Origin of the sequence: Duganella hordei, assembly GCF_040369125.1 — a bacterium.
Classification (GTDB): domain Bacteria; phylum Pseudomonadota; class Gammaproteobacteria; order Burkholderiales; family Burkholderiaceae_D; genus Rugamonas; species Rugamonas hordei.
Genome location: NZ_BPWI01000002.1, coordinates 271,647 through 289,786 on the forward strand (window position 1 = coordinate 271,647; position 18,140 = coordinate 289,786).

Annotated in this window: 17 protein-coding genes and 1 other RNA gene; 16 read left to right on the forward strand and 2 right to left on the reverse strand. The window is 64.9% G+C overall.

Going from position 1 to position 18,140, the window contains the following annotated elements:
• The first annotated feature begins 1 nt into the window (after position 1).
• The 7 genes from ABWW33_RS05475 (at position 2) to ABWW33_RS05505 (ending at position 6,099) form a co-directional block, all read left to right on the forward strand.
• Positions 2-556 carry a chalcone isomerase family protein gene (locus tag ABWW33_RS05475; protein ID WP_353399773.1) on the forward strand — a complete coding sequence of 185 codons (555 nt, stop codon included), beginning with the start codon at positions 2-4 and terminating at the stop codon, positions 554-556.
• Positions 553-1,833: an MFS transporter gene (locus ABWW33_RS05480; protein WP_353399776.1), complete on the forward strand. Its 1,281-nt coding sequence runs from the start codon at positions 553-555 to the stop codon at positions 1,831-1,833. The genes ABWW33_RS05475 and ABWW33_RS05480 overlap by 4 nt, the downstream gene beginning before the upstream one ends.
• Positions 1,834-1,848: 15 nt before the next feature.
• Positions 1,849-2,421 carry a DUF3833 domain-containing protein gene (locus ABWW33_RS05485; RefSeq protein WP_353399778.1) on the forward strand — a complete coding sequence of 191 codons (573 nt, stop codon included), beginning with the start codon at positions 1,849-1,851 and terminating at the stop codon, positions 2,419-2,421.
• A 2-nt stretch (positions 2,422-2,423) separates the two neighbouring features.
• Positions 2,424-3,194, forward strand: coding sequence for an SDR family NAD(P)-dependent oxidoreductase (locus ABWW33_RS05490; RefSeq protein WP_353400696.1), 771 nt, complete (start codon positions 2,424-2,426; stop codon positions 3,192-3,194).
• Positions 3,191-3,625: a nuclear transport factor 2 family protein gene (locus tag ABWW33_RS05495; RefSeq protein WP_353399781.1), complete on the forward strand. Its 435-nt coding sequence runs from the start codon at positions 3,191-3,193 to the stop codon at positions 3,623-3,625. Before ABWW33_RS05490 ends, ABWW33_RS05495 begins: the two co-directional genes overlap by 4 nt.
• 759 nt (positions 3,626-4,384) lie before the next feature.
• Positions 4,385-5,467, forward strand: a complete 1,083-nt coding sequence (locus ABWW33_RS05500) for a porin (protein ID WP_176654649.1) — start codon at positions 4,385-4,387, stop codon at positions 5,465-5,467.
• Positions 5,468-5,538: 71 nt separating this feature from the next.
• Positions 5,539-6,099 carry a hypothetical protein gene (locus tag ABWW33_RS05505; protein ID WP_353399785.1) on the forward strand — a complete coding sequence of 187 codons (561 nt, stop codon included), beginning with the start codon at positions 5,539-5,541 and terminating at the stop codon, positions 6,097-6,099.
• Between the two features lie 24 nt (positions 6,100-6,123).
• Here ABWW33_RS05505 and ABWW33_RS05510 read toward each other — a convergent pair whose 3' ends face one another.
• The gene (locus ABWW33_RS05510; protein ID WP_353399788.1) at positions 6,124-7,827 is read right to left on the reverse strand and encodes a thiamine pyrophosphate-binding protein; all 1,704 of its coding nucleotides are present in this window, start codon (positions 7,825-7,827) and stop codon (positions 6,124-6,126) included.
• A gap of 132 nt (positions 7,828-7,959) precedes the next feature.
• Here ABWW33_RS05510 and rnpB point away from each other — a divergent pair.
• Together rnpB and glpK are read left to right on the forward strand one after the other, a co-directional pair.
• Positions 7,960-8,303: RNase P RNA component class A (gene rnpB, locus ABWW33_RS05515), an RNA gene on the forward strand.
• A gap of 63 nt (positions 8,304-8,366) precedes the next feature.
• Complete coding sequence (gene glpK, locus ABWW33_RS05520) at positions 8,367-9,854, forward strand: glycerol kinase GlpK (RefSeq protein ID WP_353399791.1); 1,488 nt, start codon at positions 8,367-8,369, stop codon at positions 9,852-9,854.
• A 5-nt stretch (positions 9,855-9,859) separates the two neighbouring features.
• On the opposite strand, the gene ABWW33_RS05525 is transcribed toward glpK, so the two are convergent.
• A complete protein-coding gene (locus ABWW33_RS05525; RefSeq protein WP_353399794.1) occupies positions 9,860-10,474 on the reverse strand; it encodes a hypothetical protein in 615 nt (204 codons plus the stop codon).
• Positions 10,475-10,737: 263 nt separating this feature from the next.
• Here ABWW33_RS05525 and ABWW33_RS05530 point away from each other — a divergent pair, with 263 nt between their 5' ends.
• The 7 genes from ABWW33_RS05530 to ABWW33_RS05560 all read left to right on the forward strand — a co-directional run bounded on the left by ABWW33_RS05530 (position 10,738) and on the right by ABWW33_RS05560 (position 18,139).
• Positions 10,738-11,022, forward strand: coding sequence for a type II toxin-antitoxin system prevent-host-death family antitoxin (locus ABWW33_RS05530; RefSeq protein WP_353399797.1), 285 nt, complete (start codon positions 10,738-10,740; stop codon positions 11,020-11,022).
• 719 nt (positions 11,023-11,741) lie between these two features.
• The gene (mraZ, locus tag ABWW33_RS05535) at positions 11,742-12,170 is read left to right on the forward strand and encodes a division/cell wall cluster transcriptional repressor MraZ (protein WP_176654643.1); all 429 of its coding nucleotides are present in this window, start codon (positions 11,742-11,744) and stop codon (positions 12,168-12,170) included.
• 9 nt (positions 12,171-12,179) lie between these two features.
• Complete coding sequence (rsmH, locus tag ABWW33_RS05540; RefSeq protein ID WP_353399800.1) at positions 12,180-13,154, forward strand: 16S rRNA (cytosine(1402)-N(4))-methyltransferase RsmH; 975 nt, start codon at positions 12,180-12,182, stop codon at positions 13,152-13,154.
• Positions 13,151-13,426, forward strand: a complete 276-nt coding sequence (gene ftsL / locus ABWW33_RS05545; protein WP_176654641.1) for a cell division protein FtsL — start codon at positions 13,151-13,153, stop codon at positions 13,424-13,426. Before rsmH ends, ftsL begins: the two co-directional genes overlap by 4 nt.
• Positions 13,423-15,198 (forward strand): peptidoglycan D,D-transpeptidase FtsI family protein, encoded by a 1,776-nt coding sequence (locus ABWW33_RS05550; RefSeq protein ID WP_176654640.1) that lies wholly within the window; start codon positions 13,423-13,425, stop codon positions 15,196-15,198. Before ftsL ends, ABWW33_RS05550 begins: the two co-directional genes overlap by 4 nt.
• Positions 15,199-15,218: 20 nt before the next feature.
• On the forward strand, positions 15,219-16,754 hold the full coding sequence (locus ABWW33_RS05555) for a UDP-N-acetylmuramoyl-L-alanyl-D-glutamate--2,6-diaminopimelate ligase (protein ID WP_353400698.1): 1,536 nt from the start codon (positions 15,219-15,221) through the stop codon (positions 16,752-16,754).
• Entirely contained in the window at positions 16,754-18,139 is a 1,386-nt protein-coding gene (locus ABWW33_RS05560) for a UDP-N-acetylmuramoyl-tripeptide--D-alanyl-D-alanine ligase (RefSeq protein WP_353399805.1), read from the forward strand. The genes ABWW33_RS05555 and ABWW33_RS05560 overlap by 1 nt, the downstream gene beginning before the upstream one ends.
• Position 18,140: the final 1 nt, after the last annotated feature.

Below are 18,140 nucleotides of genomic sequence, written 5' to 3' on the forward strand. Positions count from 1 at the left end.
GGTGGGCGCGCTGCTGCGGACAGGCGTATTGGCGCTGCTGCCGCTACTGCTGGCGATGGCGCCTGCACGGGCGGCGCCGGCCTTCGTCGAGGCGGAGCTGGGCACGGCGCGTCTGGCGGGGCGGGGCGCGTTCACGTATTTCGGCTTGACCATTTATACGGCCGAGCTGTGGGTCGGACCGCAGGGCTACCGGCCGGCGGCGCGCGAGGCGGCGCCGTATGTGCTGGAGCTGCGTTATGCGCGTGCGCTGGACGGCCATCGGATCGCCACCGCCAGCGCCGAGCAGATGGAGCGGACCGGCGCCGGCACGCCGGCGCAGCGCGCGGCGTGGCTGGCGCGGATGCAGTCGATCTTCCCGGACGTGCAGGAGGGCAGCCGGCTGGCCGGCGTGTTCCTGCCGGGGCACGGCGTGCGTTTTTACCGCGATGGCAAGCCGCTGGCGCTGGTGGGCGATGCGGCGTTCGCGCAGGCGTTCTTCGGCATCTGGCTCGATCCGGCCACCACCGCGCCGCGCCTGCGGGAAGCGCTGCTGCGTGGCGCGGAGCCCGGGCCGTGAGCCGCGACGGCGCGGGCGCCGCCGCCCGCGCGGCGGCGCCCGCGAGCGGCCTGTCGCTGCCGTCGATGTTGTGCTACGGCCTGTTCGGCCTGCCGCTGGCGATGCTGGCGCTGCCGATCTATGTCTACGTGCCGCAGTTTTACGCGCAGCGCGGCGTGCTGACGCTGGCGGCCATCGGCGCGGCCTTGCTGGCCGCGCGCACCGCCGCGGCCTTCATCGACCCGCTGATCGGCTGGTGGATCGCGCGCGCCGGCGGCCGCTATCGGCGCTTCGTGCTGATGGCGCTGCCGCCGCTGCTGGCCGGCTACGCGGCGCTGTTTCATCCGCCCGCGCTGGCCCGCGGGCCGGCGCTGTGCTGGTTCCTGGCCGCGCTGCTGCTGGTGTACACCGGCTTCAGCCTGGCCACCGTGGCCCACCAGAGCTGGGGCGCGGCGCTGACGCAGCGTCCGGGCGAGCGCGCGCGGCTGGCGGCGGTGCGCGAGAGCTGCGGCCTGCTGGGGGTGATGACGGCCGCCGTGCTGCCATCGCTGTGGGGTTACGACGCGCTCGGCATCGCCTTTGCCGCGGCCGTGCTGGCGGGCGCCGCCTGCCTGCTGCTCAAGGCGCCGCGCCCGGGCGCGCCGGCGCCGGCCCGGGGGGCGGCGGGCCCGGCCGTGCTGCTGGCGCCGTTGCGCCAGCGCCGCTTCCGGGCATTGTTCGCGGTCCTGATGCTAAACGGCGTGGCGGCCGCGATTCCCGCCACGTTGTTCCTGTTCTTTGCCGAAGACCGCCTGCGGCGGGGCGCGGCCGCGGGCCTGTTCCTGCTGCTGTACTTCGCCAGCGCCGCCGGCTCGATGGCGCTGTGGCCGGCCGTCGCGCGGCGGCTGGGCGAGGCGCGCGCCTGGACCGCCAGCATGCTGGTGACGGCGGCCGTGTTCATCTGGGCCGGCGCGCTGGGCCCCGGCGACAGCCTCTCGTACGGCGCGATCTGCGTGCTGTCCGGCGTGGCGCTGGGCGCCGACCTGGCGCTGCCGCCGGCGCTGCTGGCCGGCGTGATCGCCGCCGCCGGCGACAGCGGCCGCAACGAGGCGGCCTACTTCGGCATCTGGAACTGGGGCGCGCAGATGACGCTGGCGCTGGCGGCCGGCCTGGCACTGCCGGCGCTGGAATGGATGGGCTATGTACCGGGCGGCGGGCGCGGACTGGGCGCCCTGTCGCTGGCCTACGCCATCTTGCCGTGTGTGTTGAAACTGCTGGCCGCCGCGCTGCTGTGGCGCGCCCCCTTGCACGATTGTTGAACCAGGAGCCCGAACATGAAGACCACCATAAAATTGATGCCGCTGTGCGCCGCCGTGCTGGGCGCGGCGGCGCTGCTGGCCACGGCCGGCTGCTCGGCGCCGGCCGCGCCCGACCACTACGCGCGGCAGGAGCCCCGGCTCGACATCGAGCGTTACTTCAACGGCACGCTCGATGTGCACGGCATGTACCAGGACCGCGCGGGCACGGTGCAGAAACGCTTCACGGTACTGATGCGCTGCAGCTGGAGCGGCGGCGTCGGCACGCTGGACGAAGAGTTCAGCTATGCGGACGGCAGCCGGCAGCGCCGCGTGTGGACGCTGCGCAGGACTTCGCCCGGTCACTACACCGGCAGCGCGCCGGACGTGGTGGGCGAGGCCAGGGTGGAGGTGTCGGGCAACGCCATGCGCCTGCAATACGTGCTGCAAGTGCCGGCCGACGGCAAGACCTATGACGTCGACTTCGACGACTGGCTGTACCTGATCGACGACCGCGTCATGCTCAACCGCGCGCAGATGAGCAAGTTCGGCTTCGGCCTGGGCAGCCTGACGGTGGCCTTCAACCGCCGCGAAGCGCAGGCGCGGCCATGAGCATGAATCCCGCCATCGACGACTGGGGCGACCGCTACGTCTGGATCATCGGCGCCTCGAGCGGCATCGGCGCGGCCACGGCGCGGCTGCTGCGGGCGCGCGGCGCGCGGGTGGCGCTGTCGTCGCGGCGCCAGGATGCGCTGGACGCGCTGGCGGGGCAGGAGCAGGAGCGCGTGATGGCGGTGACGTTGGACGTGACCGACCACGCCACGATCGCGCAGGCCCACCGGCGCATCCTGGCGCGCTGGCCGCGCATCGACCTGGTGCTGGTGGTCGCCGGCGGCTACAGCGCGATGCGCGCCGACAGTTTCGACCTGGCCGCCGCCAACCGGCTGCTCGACCTGAACCTGCGCGGCGTGTTCAATTGTCTGGACGTGGTGCTGCCGATGCTGCTGGGCCAGGGATCGGGCGCGATCGGCATCGTCTCGTCGGTGGCCGGCTACAGCGGGTTGCCGAAGGCGCTGGCATACGGCCCGACCAAGGCTGCGCTGATCAATCTGTGCGAGAGCCTGTATTTCGACCTGCATCCGAAGCGGATCGGGGTCTACCTGATCAATCCCGGCTTCGTCGCCACGCCGCTCACGACCGGCAACGATTTCGCCATGCCCGGCCTGATGACGCCCGCCGCCGCCGCCGAGGCGCTGGTGCGCGGCATCGAGCGCGGCGCTTTCCACATCCACTTCCCGAAAACATTCACCAACACGCTGAGACTGGCCCGGCTGCTGCCTTATCGCGTGTATTTCTGGCTGATCGCCAAGGTGACGCGGCTATGACCGACCATTTATCTTCGATGCGGCGCCTGGTGGCGTTCTTTGAAACGCTGACGCCGGCGACGGTGCGGCAAATCCGCGTGGTGTACGCCACCGACGCCCGCTTCAAGGATCCGTTCAACGATATCGGCGGCCATGCCGCGATCGTCGAAGTGTTCGAGCACATGTTCGTGCAACTGGACCAGCCGCGGTTTGTGGTGCTGGAGCAGATGGTGCGCGGCGAGCAGGGTTTCCTGACCTGGGAGCTGCATTTCCGCCTGGCGCGATGGCCTGACCGGCCGCAGGTGATACGCGGCGCCACCCATGTACGCTTCAATGCCGACGGCCAGGTTGCGCTGCACCGCGACTACTGGGACGCGGCCGAGGAATTGTACGAAAAACTGCCCGTACTGGGCGCGCTGATGCGCTATCTCAAGCGCCGGGCCAGTCGTTAAGACCTCGGATTTTCCACCGCATTACCTGCAAATATGCAAGATTTGCCGGTGATTTTGTGGTGAATCCACAACAAGTAGCAATTTCTTACAAATTGCTGATGCAACGCAACACTTTTCCGACGGCACAAAATTTAGTACACAAATAAAGGGGTATCACTATGAGCAAAGTTGGCGCCTGAGCTATTTTGCCGTCGGAAACTGCCGAACAATGTCTTGAGTTGTAAGCTTATTACCATTCGGTAGAGGCGGGCGCGCGGGTGCTTCAGTATAAAATGGCGTCAGAAATAGCAAAGTGGCTATTTTTACTTGGTCCGACAACGATGTGGTCGCGCATGCATAGATCTTGCATTTGTTACCAGGGCGGCCCGCACAACGGGCTGCTGCACTGGTTCATCGTGCGGAAATACTGGGCTAGTTCGCTTGCTCGGCAAGAAATATTGCGATGCGGTAAAATGCTGGCGCTTTGATCATCTGGCATGCATAACAACAGTCAACATGAATGCATTTACACTTGATAGAAAAGCAAAGCATCAGTATAGTGCCGCCTCCGGTGCCTTTGTGCACTGCGATAAAGCCGGCGTCGATTAAATCGGCCGCAACTTATGTGAACGCCGTCCCGGCTACCGGGACCGCACAGTGGCAGCTGGGGAGTATGCCCTCACGCACAGACGGCGTCTGCTGGTGGCGCCGATAAGCACCGAATTTAAGCGTAAGACTAGCTTTACCTTTTTACAGCAACACAACTGAAGGAAACACGCAATGAAAAAATCCCTTATCTCCATCGCCGTACTGGGCGCAATGAGCTCCGCAGCCTTCGCACAGTCGAACGTAACGATCTACGGTATCGTCGACGCCGGTATCGTTAGCGAGCGCGGTGGCGCAGCTGGCAATGTCACCAAAGTAGCCAGCGGCACCGCTTCGGCTTCCCGCCTGGGCTTCAAAGGCACCGAAGATCTGGGTGGCGGTCTGAGCGCCATCTTCAAACTGGAAGCCGGCGTGAAAATCGACGACGGCTCGCTGGACAACACCAACAACAAGCTGTTCAACCGCGAAGCCTACGTCGGCATCGGTTCGAAGACCGCCGGCACCCTGACCCTGGGTCGTCAGTACACCCCGTACTACGAAACCCTGCGCGACGTGGCCGATCCGTTCGCACTGGGCTACGCTGGTACCGCCAAGAACATCTTCCCAGTTGCTGGCGCACAGACCCGCAACGACAACGCCGTTGTCTACAAAACGCCTAACCTGGAAGGCTTCCAGGGCGCGGTTTCGTACAGCGTCGGTGAAACCGCTGGCGACGCTTCGGCAAACCGTCAGATCGGCGCTTCGGTTGGCTACACCAACGGTCCTCTGAACGTTGCCGCGGCTTACAACAGCCGCAACAACGACACCGCCACCGTGAAAACCAACGGCATGGGCCACAACGCCCTGATCGCTGCCAACTACGACTTCAAAGTCGTCAAGGCATACGTCGCCTTCGGCAAGGACAAGGGCCTGAACAGCGCCGCCCTGGCCAACACCAGCAACCCATACGGCTACACCGTGGCGCCAGTGGCTTCGCAAGACAGCAACGACACCCTGCTGGGTCTGACCGCACCAGTGGGCGACACCGCTGGTACCGTGATGGCTTCGTGGATCCGCAAGAACGACAAAGAAGTTGCTAACCGCGACGCCGACCAGTGGGCAGTGGGTTACTCCTACGCTCTGTCGAAGCGCACCAGCACCTACGTGTCGTACGCCAAGATCAAGAACAAGAACGGCGCGAGCTACACCGTTGGTGGCAACACCGACGTCGGTAGCGGCGACAAGGCGTTCAACGTCGGCATGCGTCACTCCTTCTAATCTGATTTAATCAGTTAGAATCAACAACGGCTGCCTGGTGCAGCCGTTGTTCATTTCTGAAAGCCCTTACCATGATGACTACCCGACGTGCCGTGCTGGCCGGTTCCATCCTGCTGGCGTCCTGCGCGGTGTTCGCCGCGCCCAAGCTGTCGCGCAAGTCCGCCCCTGGCGGCCTGCCGCGCTACGGCATGGTGGTGTACTCCGACCTGTGCATCCATCCGGACAGCGGCGAGTTCGGCGGCCAGCGCATCACGCTGCAACGGTTTTCAGAAGTGGATACGGTGTTGTATGAATACACGGCCGGCGGCCTGAGCTGGCCGGTGGTGGCCAGCGACGTCACGATAGACCCGCGCGGCCAGCAGCTGTATTTCACCGTGCAGCCGCCGGACGAGGATGAGCGCACCATCAACGGCAAGCTGGCCGATGGCGGCAGGACGCTGGTGCTCGACGGCGGCTATTGCGGCGACGAGGCGGTGCCGATGCGGCTGTCGCTGGTGACCGATTTCGGGCGCAAGGCCGGCGCCTGCCGCGCCTGCCCCGCGCCCAAGCACAAGAAAGAGAAGGATGAAGACGGAGAGACGGCCCCGGCGCCGTATGTCGATCCAGTCAAAACAACGACCGCCGGCCTCTGAGCCGGCGGTTTTTCCATTGGCGGCTTACTTCGCGGCCTTGGCCGCCTGCGCGTTCTTGCGGATGGTTTCCAGGGTCGCGCCCGGCGTGATCAGGTTGCCGTCGTAGCGCAGTTCGATCACGGCCGGCAGGTTCTTGCCGTTGGCCCAGGCCAGCGCGCGTTCCAGCGCCGGGCCGAATGCCGCCGTCGTATCGACCACCTCGCCATGACCGCCGTAGGCCACGGCCAGCGCCGCGAAGTCCGGGTTGTGCAGCTGGGTGCCGGACACACGGCCCGGGTAGTGCAGCTCCTGGTGCATGCGGATGGTGCCGAACATGCCGTTGTTGAACACGATGATGACCACGCCCGCCCGGTACTGCACGGCGGTGGCCAGCTCCTGGCCGTTCATCATGTACTCGCCGTCGCCGGCGAAGGTGATCACGGTGCGCCGGGGAGCGATGATCTTGGCCGCCACGCCGGCCGGCACGCTGTAGCCCATCGCGCCGCTGGTCGGCGCCAGCTGCGTGCGCATGCCGCCGTAGCTGTGGAAGCGGTGCGCCCAGGTGGCGTAGTTGCCGGCGCCGTTGGTGATGATGGTGTCGTGCGGGGCGATCTGGTCGATCTGCTGCACCACCTGCCACAGGTCCAGCGGCGCGGCGCCGTCCTGGAAGATCGGAGGCTGCTTCTGCCACGCGGCCAGGTCGGCGCGCGCTTCGGCCACGCTGGCTTGCCACGCGCCGCTGTCGAGCGGCGCCATCGCGGCCAGCATCGCCGTCATTTGCGGCATGCCGCTGTTGATCATCAACTCGGCCTGGTAGACGCTGCCCAGTTCCTCGGCGTCCGCGTGGACGTGGATCAGGCGCTGGGCCGGCACCGGCGCGGCGATCAGCGCGTAGCCGCCGGTGGTCATCTCGCCCAGGCGCGGGCCGATGGCCAGGATCACGTCGGCTTCGCGCACGCGCGCGGCCAGTTTCGGATTGATGCCGATGCCGACGTCGCCGATGTAGTTCGGGTGGGCGTTGTCGAGCAGGTCCTGGAAGCGGAAGGCGCAGGCCACCGGCAGGTGGTTGGCTTCGGCGAAGGCCTGCAGGTCGGCGCAGGCTTGCGCGTTCCAGCCGCCGCCGCCCAGCAGGACCAGCGGCTTCTTCGCGCCGGCCAGCATGCTGCGCACTTGCGCGATCTGCGACGCGGCGGGCGAGGCTTGCACCGGCTGGTAGGCGCGCGTGTCGGCCACGGTGGCCATCGTGGTCAGCATGTCTTCCGGCAGCGCCAGCACCACCGGGCCCGGACGGCCGCTGGTGGCGATCTGGAAGGCGCGGGCGATGTATTCGGGCACGCGGTCGGCGCGGTCGATCTGCGCCACCCACTTGGCCATCTGGCCGTACATGCGGCGGTAGTCGATTTCCTGGAACGCTTCGCGGTCGACGAAGTCGTTGCCGACCTGGCCGATGAACAGGATCATCGGCGTCGAATCCTGGAACGCGGTGTGCACGCCGATCGAGGCGTTGGTCGCGCCCGGTCCGCGGGTGACGAAGCAGATGCCGGGCTTGCCGGTCATCTTGCCGTAGGCGTCGGCCATGAAGGCGGCGCCACCCTCCTGGCGGTTGATGATGAAGCGGATGTCGGAATCGTGCAGCGCGTCGAGCACGTCCAGATAGCTTTCGCCGGGTACGCCGAAAGCGGTGTCCACGCCGTGGATCTTCAGGGCGTCGACCAGGATCTGGCCGCCGGTGCGGGATGGTTGCGTCATTGTGCGGGCCTTATCGATATTATAGGTGTACATCACGGTGTGCCTCATTCTACGACCGGGGCGGGGCAGCGGCTTTTCTAATGGCGACACCAAATTTCAGATTTGGATGGCCGGACTGGTACAATACCGCCTGAAGCAAGCCAGACAGCCGCTGGCCAGCGCGTAATGCCTGGCGGGAGGAAGGTCCGGACTCCACAGAGCGGGGTGACGGTTAACGGCCGTCCGCTGAAAGCCGCAAGCGCAAGCCCAGGGTATAAGGCGAGGAATAGGGCCACAGAGACGAGCGTATTAAGTTACGGTGAAACGCGGTAACCTCCACCTGGTGCAATTCCAAATAGGCACGCGATGATGCTGCTCGCGGAGCGTGCGGGTAGGAAGCTTGAGCGCTGGAGTAATCCAGCGCCTAGAGGAATGGCTGTCATAGCGCAGGTTCGCCTGCGCCGTAACAAAATCCGGCCTATCGGCTTGCTTCAACTAACAATGATTTCGCGGCGGCCGCCGGATCGAAGCGCACGCTGCGACGACCGGGGACATTGCCGATGAAAAAATACATACTGGCCTTGGATCAAGGCACCACCAGTTCGCGCGCCATCCTGTTCGACCATCAGGGACAGATCTGCGGCAGCGCGGCGCAAGAGTTTCCCCAGCATTTTCCGCAGCCCGGCTGGGTCGAGCACGACCCGAACGAGATCTGGAACAGCCAGCTCACCGTGGCCCGCAAGGTGCTGCACGACCATCACGTCGACAGCCACCAGATCCTCGCCATCGGCATCGCCAACCAGCGCGAGACCACCGTGGTGTGGGACCGCAAGAGCGGCGAGCCGATCGCGCCGGCCATCGTCTGGCAGGACCGCCGCACGGCCGACGTCTGCGAAGCGCTGCGCGCCGACGGCAAGGCTAAAAAGATTACCTCGATCACCGGCCTCGAGCTGGACGCCTATTTCTCCGCCACCAAGCTCAAATGGCTGCTCGACCACGTGCCGGGCGCGCGCGAGCGGGCCCGCAACGGCGCGCTGGCGTTCGGCACCATCGACAGCTGGCTGGTCTACAAGCTGACCGGGCGCCACGTGACGGACGTCGGCAATGCCGCCCGCACGATGCTGTTCAACATACACCTGATGCGCTGGGACCACGACCTGCTGCAGCTGTTCGACATTCCGGAAGAGATGCTGCCGCAGGTGGTGTCGTCGAGCGAGGAGGTGGGCAATACCAGGGCCGCGCTGTTCGGCGCGGAGATCCCGGTGGCCGGCATCGCCGGCGACCAGCAGGCGGCCACGTTCGGCCAGGCCTGCCACCTGCCGGGCATGGTCAAGAATACCTACGGCACCGGCTGCTTCATGCTGATGCACCTGGGCCGGCATCCGGTGGCCTCGCACAACCGCCTGCTGACCACGGTGGGCTGGCGGATCGACGGCGCCACCGACTACCTGTTGGAAGGCAGCGTGTTCATGGGCGGCGCCACGGTGCAGTGGCTGCGCGACGGCCTGGGCATCATCGAGAAATCCAGCGACGTCGAGGCGCTGGCCGCCAGCGTGCCCGACAGCGGCGGCGTGTTCATGGTGCCGGCCTTTGTCGGGCTGGGTGCGCCGCACTGGGATCCGTACGCGCGCGGCACGCTGGTCGGCATGAGCCGCGGCAGCAACCGCGCCCACATCGCCCGCGCCGCGCTGGAGGCGATCGCCTATCAAAGCGCCGAGCTGATGGCGGCGATGCAGAAGGATGCAGCGATTCCGCTGGCCGAGGTGCGCGCCGACGGCGGCGCCGCCCGCAACGACCTGCTGATGCAGTTCCAGGCCGATTTGCTGGGCGTGCCGGTGGTGCGGCCGGCGGTGACGGAGACCACCGCGCTGGGCGCGGCCTATCTGGCCGGGCTGGCGGTGGGCTTCTGGGACACGCAGGAAGAAATCGCCGCGCAGTGGTCGTGCGAGCGCCGCTTCGAGCCGGCCATGCCGGCCGGCCGCCGCGCTGAGTTGCTGGGGCAGTGGGGGCGCGCGGTGGAGCGCTCAAAAGCCTGGATTGCTACATAGAGGGCTCACTCGAAGGCCACATCTTCAAGCCGGAAGCGGTATTTGCGGCGTTCCGGTTCGGTCCAGCCCTGGCCGGGGCTGGTGTTGCGAGGCACAGAGGGCGTCAATGGCTGGATCGTGGCCGTTGATTTTGTGAGATCAGCGCGCGCGGCAGGAGCGGCTGGCGTCGCTGGTGGGCTTGCAACGGAGCAGGGGGGAGCATCGGCTGCGGCGCGGGCCAGTTCCCTGCGGCGCAGGCTGGCCCTTTTCCAGTTCTTTTCTCCGGGCATGCGAATCGAGATATCTTGCCAGGCGTTGCGCACGCTGTCGGCGAAAGCGCTGGCAAACTGGTTGGGCGAGACGGCGCGGCCTTTGTACATGATGTGGTCGCCTTCGACGATTGCATATTCATGGTCGTTGCGATAAGCCATGCGCAACCACGTGCCCTCGGGCAGGAACAGCGTTTTCCATTGGTAGCCGCGCGGTTCGGCCGGCGGCACGCTTGCCGAGGTCGCGAGCCAGTGGCGGATCGCGGCATCAACCGCTTCGGCCGGATCGGCGGGCGAACCGGTTTCGCGCAGCCGATCCATCAGGGCGAGCAGGGTGGCGGGTGCGACATTCACGCTTACTGTAGCAAACATGCTGTTCTCCTTACTGAGGTCTACTGAAATTCTCTGAGTCCTACTGAGTTAGACCAGCTCAGTAAGGCAAAGTTCAATTCAGCAGATTTCAGTAAAAATTTCAGTAGATTTGCTGGAGGGACATCGGGGAGACACCCAGTGTATGTATTCAGGCAGCAAGGTTTCAGTGCGGCGATGGTTGCCATCCGGCCGCTCACGCAGCAGCCGAGCGGCTGCCGTCACTGGCGTATCATGTACAAAATTTTGTACTATCCGGAGGTGTTATGGCGATTTCTGCTGCTGATATCGTGCCGCTTTCGCAAGCACGCGCCAATCTTTCTGAATTGGCGGACGAGGTCAAGGCCGGCGCTGAGAAGATTATTACCAAGAGCGGAGTGAGCTACGTTGCGTTGATAGACGCGGCGCGGCTGGATTATCATCATCAGCTCGAACGCGGGCGGGTGCATCTGCTGTTGATCGACGAGGCTTCCAAAGGTTTGGATGATGTCGCCGCCGGCCGTACCAGGGATGCCAGGTCGGCCGTTGCGGCACTGAAAAGGCGCCGTTAGCCTTGAGCAATAAAGCCGCCATGGGGACACCTTTTCTCGCCCGCGCGGGCCGCTCGATCATCACCGTCAGCTGTCTTTCGACCTGAATTCCGTATCGAGTGTCCTCGGCCCGGGCGTATAATGGCAGGTGAGTCGACGTGCTGCACTGCAAAATTTGTATAGACAAGTTTGCAAACGTCATTGGCCTTGGTAATAGTATTAGAAATCGCTGTAGCTGCTTTTTGAAGGTTTCCCATTCCGCGTAACGGCGCTCCTGGCGCGACATACCCGCAATTCCTCCCTTAAATCACCCTGTTTTCCGCCGACCCAGCGCCGAATCGCCACATTGTCGATTTGATACTGCAATGTTGGCGAACTGCAACTATATGCATTTATTTCACTATTTTATTAAAGCCATTTTCCCCTTTTTAGTGCGCCCAAACACATGTGCACAGATGAGGTAGCACATTCACACTCTTTCATAAGTGCTTAATTTGGCTAACTATTTTATTTCTATGCGGCTTCAAGGAATCGCGCTAAGTCCTTAATTTCATTAATAAAATCGCTGTTTCGTTTGCCTGAAAGCGCTTGACCACTATTCTTGCTTCCTCTAAAGTGGGCATCTGTGTGAAAAAGTGTCTTTTTGTGGGAAATTTCACCCGACTTAGCGGCGGGGGAGATGAAACAAGGAAAGTGCTGTTCATGCTCCGCTAACCATATTGAGGTCAAAAGGTAATCCCGTGTTTCAAGGCGCGTCCGCAATCAATCTCGATGCCAAAGGCAGGATGTCTATTCCTGCCAAGCACCGTGACGCGCTGTCGATCCAGTGCGAAGGCCGCCTCACGCTGACCCGCCATCCCGATGGCTGCGTCATGCTGTTCCCCCGCCCCGTGTGGGAACAACACCGTCAACAGATCGCCAGCTGGCCCATGCAGGCCCGCGCCTGGCAGCGTATTTTCCTCGGTTACGCCGTCGACGTCGAAATGGACACGGCCGGCCGCATCCTGATCTCGCCGGAACTGCGCAGCGCCGTCGGCCTCGACCGCGAAGTCATGATGATGGGCATGGGCTCCCATTTCGAAATCTGGGATGCCGCGAAAATGGCGGAAAAAGAGCAGCAGGCGATGGATGCCGGCACCCCCGATGTACTCGCCAATTTCTCCTTCTAAGGCTCCGTGATGACCATGACATCGGTGCCGGAATTTCAGCATCGGACGGTGCTGCTAGACGAAGCGGTCGACGCGCTGGCGCTGGACGGCGCGCGCGCCGACGGCGTCTACGTCGACGGCACCTTCGGCCGCGGCGGCCACTCGCGCCTGATCCTGTCCAGGCTGGGCGCCAACGCGCGCCTGATCGCCTTCGACAAGGACCCGCAGGCCATCGCCACCGCCGAACAGATCGCCGACCCGCGCTTCACCATCGTCCATGACAGCTTCGCCACCATGAGCGGCGCGCTGGCCGAACGCGGCGCGCCCAAGGCGGACGGCATCCTGCTCGACCTGGGCATCTCCTCGCCGCAAGTGGACGACGCCGCGCGCGGCTTCAGCTTCCGCAACGATGGCCCGCTCGACATGCGCATGGACACCACGCGCGGCATGTCGGCGGCGCAGTGGATCGCCACTGAAACCGAACAGACACTGGAAAAGGTGATAAAAGAATATGGGGAAGAACGGTTTGCTTTTCAGATTGCAAAGGCGATTGTTGCTCGCCGGGCAGTCGAGCCAATTTCAACCACACGACAGCTTGCCGGCATCGTGGCAGGCGCGGTCAAGACTCGGGAAAAGGGCAAGGATCCGGCAACCCGCACATTTCAGGCTATCCGGATTTTCATCAATAAAGAGCTTGAAGATCTCGAGATCGGTCTGAACCAGGCCTACGACAGCCTGGCGCCGGGCGGCATCATCGCCATCATCAGCTTCCACTCGCTGGAAGACCGCATGGTCAAGCGCTTCTTCGCGTCCAAGGCCAACGTCGAGCAGCCGGACCGCCGCCTGCCGATCCGCGCGGTCGACCTGCCGCAGCCGCAGCTGAAGCTGCTGGCCAAGATGAAGCCGTCCGACGCCGAGGTCGACGCCAACCCGCGCGCCCGCTCCGCCGTGATGCGCGTGGCGCGCCGGCTGCCGATTCCTTCAATCGCGGAAGGTGCGGCATGAGCGGCAAGATCAACCTGGTGCTGGCGGCGATGCTGGTCGCTTGCGGCCTGTCGCTGGTTAACGCGCAATACCAGGCGCGCCACCTGTTCATCGAGCTGGAACGGGCGCAGTCGCAGGCGCGCCAGCTGGACATCGAATGGGCGCAGCTGCAGCTGGACCAGTCGACGCTGGGCAAGCACGCGCGCATCGAGGAAATCGCCCGCCGCGACCTGAACATGACCCCGCTGACCGCGGCCCGTACGCAGTACCTGACGCCGGAAGGATCGAAATGAGCCGCGGCAGCAATGCGAACACCTCGCGCGTAGCCGCCTCCAGGGGCGTGCCGTTCTCGAAGAACCCTGTGCTGGCGGTGCGCCTGTCGGTATGGCGTTCGCGCGTCGTGCTGTTCGTCTTGTTTGCCGCCTTCGCCGGCCTGGCCGGCCGCGCCCTGTGGCTGCAAGGCCTGTCGACCCAGTTCTTGCAGAAGCAGGGCGAGATCCGCTACGCCCGCACGCTGGACCTGCCGGCCACGCGCGGCAAGATCACCGACCGCGAAGGCCAGGTGCTGGCCTCGTCGATTCCCGTCAAGGCCATCTGGGCGATCCCGGACGATGTGCAGGACGCGCCGCCGGCCAAATTGAAAGAGCTGGCCAGGCTGCTCGACATGAGCAACGCCGACCTGCAGAAGAAGCTCGACTCCGATCGCGGCTTCGTCTACCTGAAGCGCCAGGTCGAGCAGGACGTGGCCGACCAGATCACCAAGCTGGGCATCGACGGCATCCAGACCCGCAAGGAATACAAGCGCTTCTACCCGCAGGGCGAAGTGACCACCCACGTGGTGGGCTTCACCAACGTCGAGGACGTGGGCCAGGAATCGATGGAGCTGGCGCAGCAGAAAACCCTGGTCGGCCAGCCGGGCAGCCGCCGCGTGATCAAGGACCGCCTGGGCCACATCGTCGAGGACATCGAATCGGTGCGCGAACCGCACGACGGCAAGGACCTGACGCTGTCGATCGACAGCAAGATCCAGTACATCGCCTTCACGCAGGTGAAGGAGTCGGTCGAGAAGTTCCACGCCAAGGCCGGCGCCGCCGTGGTGCTGGACGTGCACACCGGCGAGGTGCTGGCGCTGGCCAACTGGCCCACCTACAACCCGAACGACCGCTCCAAGCTGACCGGCGAGCAGCTGCGCAACCGCGTCATGACCGACACCTTCGAGCCGGGTTCGTCGCTCAAGCCATTCACCGTCGGCCTGGCGCTGGATGAAAAACGCATCACGCCGCACACCATGTTCGACACCGGCGCCGGCTCGATGGTGATCGCCGACCACGTCATCCACGACACCCATCCGCACTACATGATCGACGTGCAGGGCATCATCCAGAAATCGTCCAACATCGGCACCTCCAAGATCGCGCTGGCCATGCCGCCGCAGGAGATGTGGGAGATGTTCACCAAGGTCGGCTTCGGTCAGCAGCCCAAGTGGGGCTTCCCCGGCGCCGTGGCCGGCCGCGTGCGTCCTTATAAATCCTGGCGCCCCATCGAGCAGGCCAACATGAGCTTCGGCCAGGGCATCTCGGTGTCGCTGATCCAGCTGGCCCGCGCCTACATGATCTACGCCCGCGACGGCGACATCATTCCGCTGTCGTTCCAGAAGGTCAGCGAGGCGCCGCACGGCACGCAGGTGGTGAGCGCCAAGACCGCCGCCGAGATGCGCGAGATGCTGGAGATGGTGACCCAGCCGGGCGGCTCGGCCGTCAAGGCGCAGGTGCCGGGCTACCGCGTCGGCGGCAAGACCGGCACGGCGCAGAAGTTCCTCAACGGGCACTATTCGCAGACCAAATACATCGGCAACTTCGTCGGCATGGCGCCGATGTCGAACCCGCGCTTCATCATCGCCGTCATGATCGACGAACCGGGCGGCCCGGTGCACGTCGGCGGTGACGTCGCCGGTCCCGTGTTTTCCGCGCTGGCCGCCAATGCGCTGCGCGCCAAGAACATCACGCCGGATTCAACCCTTACCCATATCATCATTCCTGATAATGCAGCACAGGAGAACATGTGACCACTTCTGACTTCGACCCGATGGCTATTGCAGCCGCGATCCGCAAGCTGGCGCCGAGCGCGCAGCTGGCGTCGGATTCGCGCCGCATCAAGCTGGGCGATGTGTTTTTCGCTTATCCCGGCGACGCCGGCGATGGGCGCAGCTTTATCGACAACGCCATCGAGCAGGGCGCGTCGCTGATCGTGCTGGACCCCGCCGGTTTCACCTGGAACGACAGCTGGACCGTGCCCCACCTGGCCGTGGATAACCTGAAGCAGAACGCCGGTCCGATCGCGCACGCCTTCTACCAGCAGCCCGATGCGGCGATGTTCACCGTCGGCGTGACCGGCACCAACGGCAAGACCTCCAGCGCCGTATGGCTGGGCCAGGCCCTGTCGCGCGGCGCCGAACCGGCCGCCGTGGTCGGCACGCTGGGCGTGGGCCTGTTCCGCGCGCGCGGCGAAGTCGAATACGACGTCACCGGCTACACCACGCCGGACGCGGTGCTGCTGGCGCGTACGCTGGCCGACCTGCGCGGGCAGGGCGCGGCATCGCTGGCGATCGAAGTATCGTCCATCGGCCTGGAGCAAGGCCGCGTGGCCGGCATGCACTTCGACGTCGCGCTGTTCACCAACCTGACCCGCGACCATCTGGACTACCACGGCACGATGGAGGCCTACGAGGCCGCCAAGGTCAAGCTGTTTGACTGGCCCGGCCTGAAAACGGCGGTCGTCAACCTGGACGATCCCGCCGGCGTGCGCATTATCGATCACCTGAAGGCCAAGCCGGCTCCTTTGGCCGGCAACATCCCGCTGATCGGCTACACGCTGCACGACACGACCACGCGGCCGGACATCGACGGCGTGCTGATGCTGCGCGCCAGCCAGATGCGCAGCAGCCGCAGCCTCGGCACCGAATTCCATCTGGATTGCCCGCTGGGCGTGGCGCTGGTCAAAACGCATTTGGTCGGCAACTTCAACATCAGCAACGCGCTGGGTGTGATGGGCGCGATACTGGCCAAGGGCGCCGGCCTGCGCGCCGCCATCGAGGCGGCCGAGGCGCTGCAGCCCGCGCCCGGGCGCATGCAGCAGGTCGGCGGCCTGGATGCGCCGATGATCGTCATCGACTACGCCCACACGCCGGACGCGCTGGAGAAGACCCTGGCCGCGCTGCGTCCGGTGGCCAGCGATCGCGGCGGCCAGTTGTGGTGCGTGTTCGGCTGCGGCGGCGACCGCGATCCGGGCAAGCGCCCGCAGATGGGCAAGATCGCGCAGATCGCCGACCACGTGCTGGTCACCAGCGACAATCCGCGCAGCGAAGATCCGCATTCGATCATCGAGCAGATCCTGGCCGGCATGGACCAGAACAATCCGGCATCGACGGTGCAGGCGCTGGACGACCGCGCCGCCGCCATCCTGTCGGCGATCAAGCATGCCGGCAAGCCGGACGTGATCCTGCTGGCCGGTAAAGGCCACGAGCCCTACCAGGAAATCAAGGGCAAGAAACTGCCATTCTCGGATGCCGAGCACGCGCAGCTGGCGCTGTCGGCACGTTTAACCATGATGAGGACGAATTGATGCGCGCAGCACTCGCACAGATTCTGCCTTCGATCGCGGGCGCCAGGCTGATTGGCGCCGGCGAAGTGGTGTTTAACGGGGTCTCCACGGACAGCCGCAGCGTCATGGCCGGCAATTTGTTTGTCGCATTGCGCGGCGAAGTGTTCGATGCCCACAAGTTCCTCGCGCAGGTGGCGGAGCAGGGCGTCGCCGCTGTCGTCGTCGAAGAACTGCCTGAAGGCTGGAACCTTCCGGCCATCGTCGTGCCGGACACGCTGACCGCGCTGGGCCAGATCGCCAACTACTGGCGCCGCCAGTTCGCGATGCCGGTCATCGGCGTCACGGGCAGCAACGGCAAGACCACGGTCAAGGAAATGATCGCGACCATCCTCGCGGCGGCACATGGCGAAGAAGGCCGCCTGGCCACGCGCGGCAACCTGAATAACGAAATCGGCGTGCCGCTGACGCTGTTCCGCATGGAAGCGAAACAGCAGTCGGCCGTCGTCGAGCTGGGCATGAACCATCCCGGCGAAATCGGCCGCCTCAGCGCCATCGCCGAGCCGACCGTCGCCATGGTCAACAACGCCCAGCGCGAGCACCAGGAATTCATGCACACCGTCGAAGCGGTCGCCCGCGAAAACGGCGCCGTGCTGGCCAGGCTGCCTGCGGACGGCGTGGCCGTGTTCCCGCACGGCGACGAATTCACGCCGATCTGGGAAGAGCTGTCGGCAGGCCGCCGCGTGCTGCGCTTCGGCCTGACCAAGGACGCGGAAGTGAGCTGCACCTTCCGCGCCGGAGATTTCGGCAACGAGATGTTCGTCACCATCCGCGAAGGCGAGGGCGAGCCTGAACAGTTCTTCGTCAACCTGCAGGCAGCCGGTGAGCACAACGTGCGCAACGCGCTGGCCGCCGTCGCCTGCACCTACGCCGCCGGCATCGCACTGGACAAGATCAAGCTGGGCCTCGACACCTTCGCGCCCGTCAGCGGCCGCCTGCAGAAGAAGGCCGCCGCCAACGGCGCCGTGGTCATCGACGACAGCTACAACGCGAACCCGGATTCGGTGCGCGCCGCCATCGACGTATTGTCCAAGTCCGCCGCGCCGCGCGTGCTGGTGCTGGGCGACATGGGCGAAGTCGGCACGCAGGGTCCGGAGTTTCATGAAGAAATCGGCGCATATGCGCAGACCAAAGGCATCGAACAGGTGCTGGTAACGGGCGAACTGGCCACGCACATGAAAGGCGCGTCCATTCGTCATTTTGAAAACTTCGGCGATCTGCTGGCTGCTGTCGATGCAGCGGTAACGCCGGATGCAACCGTATTAATCAAGGGCTCCCGCTTCATGAAGATGGAACGGGTCGTGCAGCATTTGATTGGATCGCAACAAGCTAACAAGGAAAGTCACTAAT

Bases quoted from the DNA above. Each gene is read 5' to 3' on its own strand.
- ABWW33_RS05495 (WP_353399781.1), top strand. From the start codon at position 3,191: ATGACCGACCATTTATCTTCGATGCGGCGCCTGGTGGCGTTCTTTGAA.
- glpK (WP_353399791.1), top strand. From the start codon at position 8,367: ATGAAAAAATACATACTGGCCTTGGATCAAGGCACCACCAGTTCGCGC.
- ABWW33_RS05505 (WP_353399785.1), top strand. From the start codon at position 5,539: ATGATGACTACCCGACGTGCCGTGCTGGCCGGTTCCATCCTGCTGGCG.
- ABWW33_RS05555 (WP_353400698.1), top strand. From the start codon at position 15,219: ATGGCTATTGCAGCCGCGATCCGCAAGCTGGCGCCGAGCGCGCAGCTG.
- ABWW33_RS05510 (WP_353399788.1), bottom strand. From the start codon at position 7,827: ATGACGCAACCATCCCGCACCGGCGGCCAGATCCTGGTCGACGCCCTG.
- ftsL (WP_176654641.1), top strand. From the start codon at position 13,151: ATGAGCGGCAAGATCAACCTGGTGCTGGCGGCGATGCTGGTCGCTTGC.
- ABWW33_RS05490 (WP_353400696.1), top strand. From the start codon at position 2,424: ATGAATCCCGCCATCGACGACTGGGGCGACCGCTACGTCTGGATCATC.
- ABWW33_RS05530 (WP_353399797.1), top strand. From the start codon at position 10,738: ATGGCGATTTCTGCTGCTGATATCGTGCCGCTTTCGCAAGCACGCGCC.
- ABWW33_RS05560 (WP_353399805.1), top strand. From the start codon at position 16,754: ATGCGCGCAGCACTCGCACAGATTCTGCCTTCGATCGCGGGCGCCAGG.
- ABWW33_RS05500 (WP_176654649.1), top strand. From the start codon at position 4,385: ATGAAAAAATCCCTTATCTCCATCGCCGTACTGGGCGCAATGAGCTCC.
- rsmH (WP_353399800.1), top strand. From the start codon at position 12,180: ATGACCATGACATCGGTGCCGGAATTTCAGCATCGGACGGTGCTGCTA.
- ABWW33_RS05485 (WP_353399778.1), top strand. From the start codon at position 1,849: ATGAAGACCACCATAAAATTGATGCCGCTGTGCGCCGCCGTGCTGGGC.
- ABWW33_RS05550 (WP_176654640.1), top strand. From the start codon at position 13,423: ATGAGCCGCGGCAGCAATGCGAACACCTCGCGCGTAGCCGCCTCCAGG.
- ABWW33_RS05525 (WP_353399794.1), bottom strand. From the start codon at position 10,474: ATGTTTGCTACAGTAAGCGTGAATGTCGCACCCGCCACCCTGCTCGCC.